The sequence below is a fragment of the Kitasatospora sp. NPDC022785 genome, assembly GCF_055561295.1.
In genome coordinates this window covers 156,543-162,709 of the sequence record NZ_JBVHHB010000006.1, presented here as the reverse complement: position 1 = coordinate 162,709, position 6,167 = coordinate 156,543, and the positions used below count along the sequence as shown (strand labels likewise).

The window sequence follows — 6,167 nt, the reverse complement described above, 5'->3', positions numbered from 1 at the left end:
GCGGCGCACCCGCCCCCGGGGCCGGGGGAGACCGCCTGAACGGTCCCTCGGGCGGCCGCACAGCAGGGACACCGACGCCGACACCGAAACCGACGCCGACACCGACACCGGCAGCCGGCCGGCCGTGCCGGCGGACCGGCCGGGCGAGAGGAGCTGAGGACCGATGACCGGACGCTGGACCGCGGCGGCGCCGGGCGCGCCGGACGCCGGGCTGCGCCTGTTCTGCTTCGCCCACGCCGGCGGCGGACCGACCCTGTTCCGTTCCTGGCAACGGGAGTTCGGCCAGGACGTGGACATCCGGCCGATCCTCCTGCCGGGCCGGGAAGCCCGCGCGAGGGAACAGCCGTTTCGCCGGATGACGGATATCATCGGTCCGATGTGCGACGGCCTTCTGCCGTCGCTGGACCGGCCGTTCGCGCTGTTCGGGCACAGCCTGGGGGCGGTCCTCGCGTACGAGGCGGCCCGGGAGTTCGCGGCCCGCGGCTGGGGAGAACCGCGCCACCTGGTCGTCTCGGCCCGCCGGGCCCCGCACCTGCCGTCCCGCCGGGCGCGGCTGCACGACCTGCCGCAGGACCAGTTCACCGCGGCCGTCGCCGGCATGGGCGGCACCCCGGCCGAGGTGCTCGCCCACCCCGGGCTGCTCAACGCGTTCGCCCCCGGCCTGCGGGCCGACTTCGAGGTGAACGAGACGTACACGCCGCTGCCCGGCGGCCTGCTGGCCTGCCCGGTCTCCGCCGTCGTAGGGCGCTCGGACCCCGAGGTCGACCCGGACGAGATGGCCGGCTGGCGGGACACCACCCGGGGAGGCTTCGACCTGCGGGTGGTGGACGGCGGCCACTTCTACCTGAAGGAGGAACCGGGCGAGCTGCTTGCCCTGATCCGCGAGCTCCTCGGCGTCCCCGCCCCGACCTGACCCCCGGTCCACGACCTGACTCCCGGGCCCCGACCCCCGACCCCCGACCCCGGACCGGGCCCGTCCCGGACCGTCCCGCTCCGCCCCGCGCACCCGCGCGGCACACCCAGAAGGAGAACACCATGGAAGAGCTCGACCTCTCCGGCTGCCACCCGCTCTTCGTCCGCCAGATCGACTGCCTGGACAACAAGGACATCGACGCGCTCATGGAGACCTACCACCCCGACGCCGTGGTGGTCCGGTTCCAGGGCATCCTCACCGGTCACAAGGAGATCCGCGAGACCTTCAGCCGCTACATGGACATCCAGGCCAAGTACGAGCGGCTGCTGGAGTACACCCACACCGGCGACACCCTCTTCATGCGCGCCCTCATGAGCGTCCGGGGCGAACGTGAACTCGGCTTCGGCGCGTACGTGTTGAAGGATGGCCTGATCTGGCGTCAGGTCGCCGGAATCGAGGGCGGAATGCGCGACTGGTTCGCGGCCCAGGCCGAATCAGGGCATGCTGGTGAGCCGGGCGGTGCCGCCTCCGCGTGACATCGCGCCACCTTGCCGACCCTCTCCGAGAAGGACACAGGATGAGCAACGCCACCGGGACCCGCGCCCTCAAGAGCTGGGACGAACAGGACATCACGGAGACCGACGGGCGCAAGCTGACCCGCTCGGCCGTCGAGTACTCCTACACCGGCGACATCGAGGGCCAGGGCGTCCAGGAGTACGTGATGTTCTACCGGAGCGACGACTCCACCACCTTCGTCGGCCTGGAGCAGGTCTCCGGCCGGCTGGGCGGGCGCTCGGGCAGCTTCGTACTCCAGCACACCGGTGAACTGACCGGCACCACCGCCGAGGTGACCTGGACGGTCGTCCCGGGCTCCGGCACGGGCGAGCTGACCGGTCTGACCGGCAGCGGCGGCTTCACCGCCACCCACGAGGAGGCCGGCAACGCCCGGTACCGGCTGGAGTACGACCTCGGCTGATCCACCCCCGGGCTGATCCGCGTTCTCCGTGATCTGCCGGCCAGCACAATACTGAGCAGACCCTCCGAGCGCCGACGACCAGGATGGCTGCCGGGCAATCCCGCCCGGCAGCCGCCCCGTTGGACGAGGAGGACACGCCCCTTGGACGCCCCGACCGAGCCGTCGTCGTACCCGGTGCCCCGCACCTGCCCGCTCGACCCCGCCCCCGTCTACCCGCGGTTACGGGCGGAACAGCCGCTCCACCGCTCCACCCTGGACTTCGACGGCAGCGACGTGTGGCTGGTCACCGGCCACGCCGACGCCTGCGCCGTCCTGGCCGACGACCGCTTCAGCTCCGACTTCTCCCGCGACGGCTTCCCCGCCCGGATGACCGTCCGCCCGCCCGGCCCGGGCACGTTCATCCGGATGGACCCGCCCGACCACACCCGGCTGCGCCGCACCATCGTCGGCGAGTTCCGCAAGAAGCGCCTGGAGGAGCTGCGCCCCGCCGTCCAGGGCATCGTGGACGAGCTCGTCGACACCATGCTGTCCGGCGGCGGCACCGCCGACCTGGTCCAGACGATCGCCCTCCCGCTGCCCACCCTGGTGATCTGCGAACTCCTCGGCGTCCCCTACCGGGACCGCGCGTTCTTCCAGGAGTGCACCCAGGTCATCGGCGACCAGAGCGCGCCGCCGGCCCGCCGTCAGGTGGTCCGCGACGAACTGCGCGAGTACCTGGACCGGCTGGTCCGCGAGAAGACCGCCGAACCCACCGACGACCTGCTCGGGCGGGCCGCCGCCCGGCTCGACGAGGACGGCATCACCCACGACGAACTCGTCGGCATCGCCACCCTGCTGATGATCGCCGGGTTCGAGACCATCGCCAACCAGATCGGCGTCGGCACCCTCGTCCTGCTCCAGCACCCCGAGCAGCTCGCGGAACTCGTGAAGGACCCGGCCCGCGTGCCCGGCGCCGTCGAGGAACTGCTGCGCCACCAGACGGTCATCGACTACGGGCTGCGCCGCGTGGCGACCGAGGACGTCGAGGTCGCCGGGAAGACCGTCCGGGCCGGTGAGGGCGTGGTCGTGGTGCTCTCCTCGGCCAACCGCGACGAGCGCGTGTTCCCCGACCCGGACCGGCTGGACATCACCCGCCCGGAGGCGGCCGAGCACCTCGGCTTCGGCTACGGCCTGCACCAGTGCCTGGGCCAGCTGCTGGCCCGGCTCCAGCTCCAGGTGCTCTGGTCCACGCTGTTCGCCCGGGTCCCGACGCTGCGACTGGCCGTGCCGCTGGACGACGTGCCGTTCCGCAGCGACATGTTCGTGCACGGCGTCCACGCGCTGCCCGTCACCTGGTGAACGGCTGCCCGCCGGCCACCCGTCCCTGCCCGCCGGCCACCCGTCCCTGATCACCGACATCCTCCGAGCGCCGGACCTCCGAGCGCCGGACCTCCGAGCGCCGGACCTCCGAGCGCCGGACCACCGGGCACCCGACCACCGGGCCCCCGACCACCGCGTAGCCCACCACCGACCACCTGCCGGCACCGAACCAGCAGCACCGCACCACCGGCACCGAGCACCGAACCACTGACCACCGGCGGGCCCGGGCGCACCGAGCGCCCGGGCCCCCGCGGACCGAAAGGAGCCGGAGTGACCCGGCCGCAGCCCGAAGACCACCCCGCCGACACCGCCGGCCCCATCGACACCGCGGAGCTCGTGGACACCGCCGAGCGGTGCCCGTTCCCGTTCCCGATCACCTCCGCACTGGACCCCTCGCCCGAGTACGCCCGCCTGCGGACCGAACAGACGGCTTGCCCGGTCACCCTGCCCAGCGGCGACCCCGCCTGGATCGTGACCCGCTACGAGGACGTCCGCACCGTCTTCAGCGACCCGCGCTTCAGCCGCCAGGCAGCCACCAGACCCGGCGCACCGCAGTTCATGCCGGGCGTCGAGGGCGACCCGGACTCCATCGTCAGCAAGGACGCGCCCGACCACACCCGGCTGCGCAAGCTCGTGGCCCCGGCCTTCACCGTGCGCCGCATCGAGGCCATGCGCCCCGGCATCCAGCGGACCGTGGACGAGCTGCTGGACACCATGGAGCAGGGCGGCCCGGGCGGGGACGTGGTCTCCGCCCTGTCCGCACCACTGCCGATCATGACCATCGGCGACCTGCTCGGCGTGCCGCGCCAGGACCAGCCCCTGTTCCGGCAGTGGTCCGACCAGATGTTCAAGACCGCGCCCGACCAGCTCCAGGAGGCCGTCGCCGCCCGCCAGGCCCTCATCGGCTACCTGGCGGCCATGGTGCAGGAGCGCCGCGCCGCCCCCGCCGACGACCTGCTCGGCGTCCTGATCGCCGCCCGCGACAACGACGACCGCCTCAGCGAACGCGAACTCGTCTCCTTCGCCGGCGGACTCATCGTGGCCGGGTACGAGACCACCGCCAACCGCCTCGCCAACGCCGTCCTGGTCCTGCTGCGCAACCCCGAGCAGCTGGCGCTGCTGCGGGCCGAGCCGCAGCGGATCGGCGACGCCGTCGAGGAGCTCCTGCGCTACATCCCCGGTGGTGCGGCGGGCGGCCTGATGCGGGTCGCCACCGAGGACGTCAAGATGGGCAGCGTACTGATCCGGGCCGGCGAGGGCGTCATCGCCGTCACCAACTCGGCCAACCGCGACGCCCAGGTCTGGGAGGACCCGGACACCTTCGACATCACCCGCCGCCCGGGCTCGCACACCACCTTCGGGCACGGCATCCACCACTGCGTCGGCGCCCAACTCGCCCGGCTGGAGATGCAGATCGGCATCAACACGCTGATCCGGCGGTTCCCCGGGCTGCGGCTGGCCGGCCCCGAGAGCGAACTGCCGTGGAAGCGCAACATGGTGATCCACAGCCTGGAGGCCCTGCCGGTCACCTGGTGACGCGCCGCCGCCGGGGCAGGTCCCCGGCGGCCCTGGCACGACGGACGAGCGGGCCGGGAGGTCCCCCCCGGCCCGCTCGCGGCTTCCCGCACCCTTCCGTGCCGTCAGCTGAGCTTCTGACTGAAGAACCACTCGTGGCCCTCGTGGTCCTCGACCTTGAAGACCCGCATGCCCTGCGGGGTGTCGGTGGGCGGGAAGACCAGCGTGGCGCCGGCCGCCTCGGCCCGCTTGAACCGGGCGTCGACGTCGTCGGTGTCCACCGACACCATCGCGCTGCGCTGGCCCGTGGTGGCGGGGGAGCGGTAGTCCCCGCCCGGGCCGGCCAGGTAGACCGGGTCGCCGGCCGGCGTGAGCATCTCCGCGTGGAACACCGGGCCGTCGGGGTGGGCGAACCGTTGCTGCTCGGTGAACCCGAACGCCTCGGTCAGCCAGTCGAGCGCGCGCGCGACGTCCTCGTACTTGACATAGGGGATAGCAGCCATGCCCGGAACCCTACGGATCCGGGCCCGCGCCGCCTGGCCAAAGTTGCGCATCGGCGGGACGAGTTCCGAGCGGTGCGGCCGGGCGGCGGCCCGGGCGGGAGGTGGGCGGCCCTCAGCCCACCACGAGCTCGAACGCGATCGAGAGCCGCCCGCCGAACCGCTCGCCGGTGGACTGGTACAGGCCGGTCAGCGGCGCGCGCACGTCCACCGGACGCCCGCCGCCGAGCGCCGCCAGGTAGGCCTCGTGCGCCTCCAGCGACGCCACCGCCTGGTCCACCGTGCCGCTCACGTCCACCGCGTGGGTCGGCTCGGGGGAGCCCACCATGGCGACGTACCGCACGCCGCCCCACGGCTCGCCGGCCTCGGGGAAGATCCACCGGTTGCCCGCGTCGCCCACCGCGTCCAGCAGCGCCCGCCCGGCGTTGCGGTGGTCGGGGGTGTTCCAGCGGCGGGTGTGGGTGGTGTCCCGGTGGTTGTAGCCGACCACCAGATCCGGCCGGTGCCGGCGGATCGCCGCCGCGATGTCCCGGCGCAGTGCCGGGCCGTACTCCAGGACACCGTCCGGATGGTCCAGGAACTCGACCTCCGCCACGCCCACGATCCGCGCACTGCGCCGCTGCTCCTCCTCCCGCACCCGGGCCGCCTTCGCCGGCTCCATCCCGTCGATCCCCGCCTCGCCGTGGGTCAGCAGCAGGTAACCCACCTGCTTGCCCGCCGCGGTCCACGCGGCCACCGCGCCCGCCCCGCCGAACTCCATGTCGTCGGGGTGGGCGACCACGCACAGCACCCGGTCGAAGTCGGCCGGCATCTCCTGCAGCTGGTTCGTCATGAGGCGCAGACAAGCACGCGTGGCCGGGGCCGGTCTGCTCCGAAGTGAGCGCCCGGATCCGGCGGACCGTGT

Annotated in this window: 7 protein-coding genes; 5 read left to right on the top strand and 2 right to left on the bottom strand. The window is 73.3% G+C overall.

From position 1 onward, the window contains the following. The first annotated feature begins 163 nt into the window (after positions 1–163). From ACZ3YO_RS12605 to ACZ3YO_RS12585, 5 genes are all read left to right on the top strand, one after another. Entirely contained in the window at positions 164–913 is a 750-nt protein-coding gene (locus tag ACZ3YO_RS12605) for a thioesterase II family protein (RefSeq protein ID WP_465568478.1), read from the top strand. A gap of 122 nt (positions 914–1,035) precedes the next feature. Continuing rightward, positions 1,036–1,449, top strand: a complete 414-nt coding sequence (locus ACZ3YO_RS12600; protein WP_331742040.1) for a nuclear transport factor 2 family protein — start codon at positions 1,036–1,038, stop codon at positions 1,447–1,449. Positions 1,450–1,490: 41 nt separating this feature from the next. Continuing rightward, complete coding sequence (locus tag ACZ3YO_RS12595) at positions 1,491–1,889, top strand: DUF3224 domain-containing protein (protein ID WP_331742042.1); 399 nt, start codon at positions 1,491–1,493, stop codon at positions 1,887–1,889. Between the two features lie 141 nt (positions 1,890–2,030). Continuing rightward, entirely contained in the window at positions 2,031–3,227 is a 1,197-nt protein-coding gene (locus ACZ3YO_RS12590; protein ID WP_465568474.1) for a cytochrome P450, read from the top strand. 291 nt (positions 3,228–3,518) lie between these two features. Further along, positions 3,519–4,784: a cytochrome P450 gene (locus ACZ3YO_RS12585; protein ID WP_465568471.1), complete on the top strand. Its 1,266-nt coding sequence runs from the start codon at positions 3,519–3,521 to the stop codon at positions 4,782–4,784. A 104-nt stretch (positions 4,785–4,888) separates the two neighbouring features. On the opposite strand, the gene ACZ3YO_RS12580 is transcribed toward ACZ3YO_RS12585, so the two are convergent. Then, positions 4,889–5,266, bottom strand: coding sequence for a VOC family protein (locus ACZ3YO_RS12580; RefSeq protein ID WP_465568468.1), 378 nt, complete (start codon positions 5,264–5,266; stop codon positions 4,889–4,891). A 112-nt stretch (positions 5,267–5,378) separates the two neighbouring features. Then, positions 5,379–6,095 (bottom strand): PIG-L deacetylase family protein, encoded by a 717-nt coding sequence (locus tag ACZ3YO_RS12575; protein ID WP_465568465.1) that lies wholly within the window; start codon positions 6,093–6,095, stop codon positions 5,379–5,381. Between the last annotated feature and the right edge of the window lie 72 nt (positions 6,096–6,167).

What these genes read in the sequence shown, in the direction of transcription:
- ACZ3YO_RS12605 (WP_465568478.1), top strand. Translation starts at nt 164, where the DNA reads ATGACCGGACGCTGGACCGCGGCGGCGCCGGGCGCGCCGGACGCCGGG.
- ACZ3YO_RS12600 (WP_331742040.1), top strand. Translation starts at nt 1,036, where the DNA reads ATGGAAGAGCTCGACCTCTCCGGCTGCCACCCGCTCTTCGTCCGCCAG.
- ACZ3YO_RS12595 (WP_331742042.1), top strand. Translation starts at nt 1,491, where the DNA reads ATGAGCAACGCCACCGGGACCCGCGCCCTCAAGAGCTGGGACGAACAG.
- ACZ3YO_RS12580 (WP_465568468.1), bottom strand. Translation starts at nt 5,266, where the DNA reads ATGGCTGCTATCCCCTATGTCAAGTACGAGGACGTCGCGCGCGCGCTC.
- ACZ3YO_RS12575 (WP_465568465.1), bottom strand. Translation starts at nt 6,095, where the DNA reads ATGACGAACCAGCTGCAGGAGATGCCGGCCGACTTCGACCGGGTGCTG.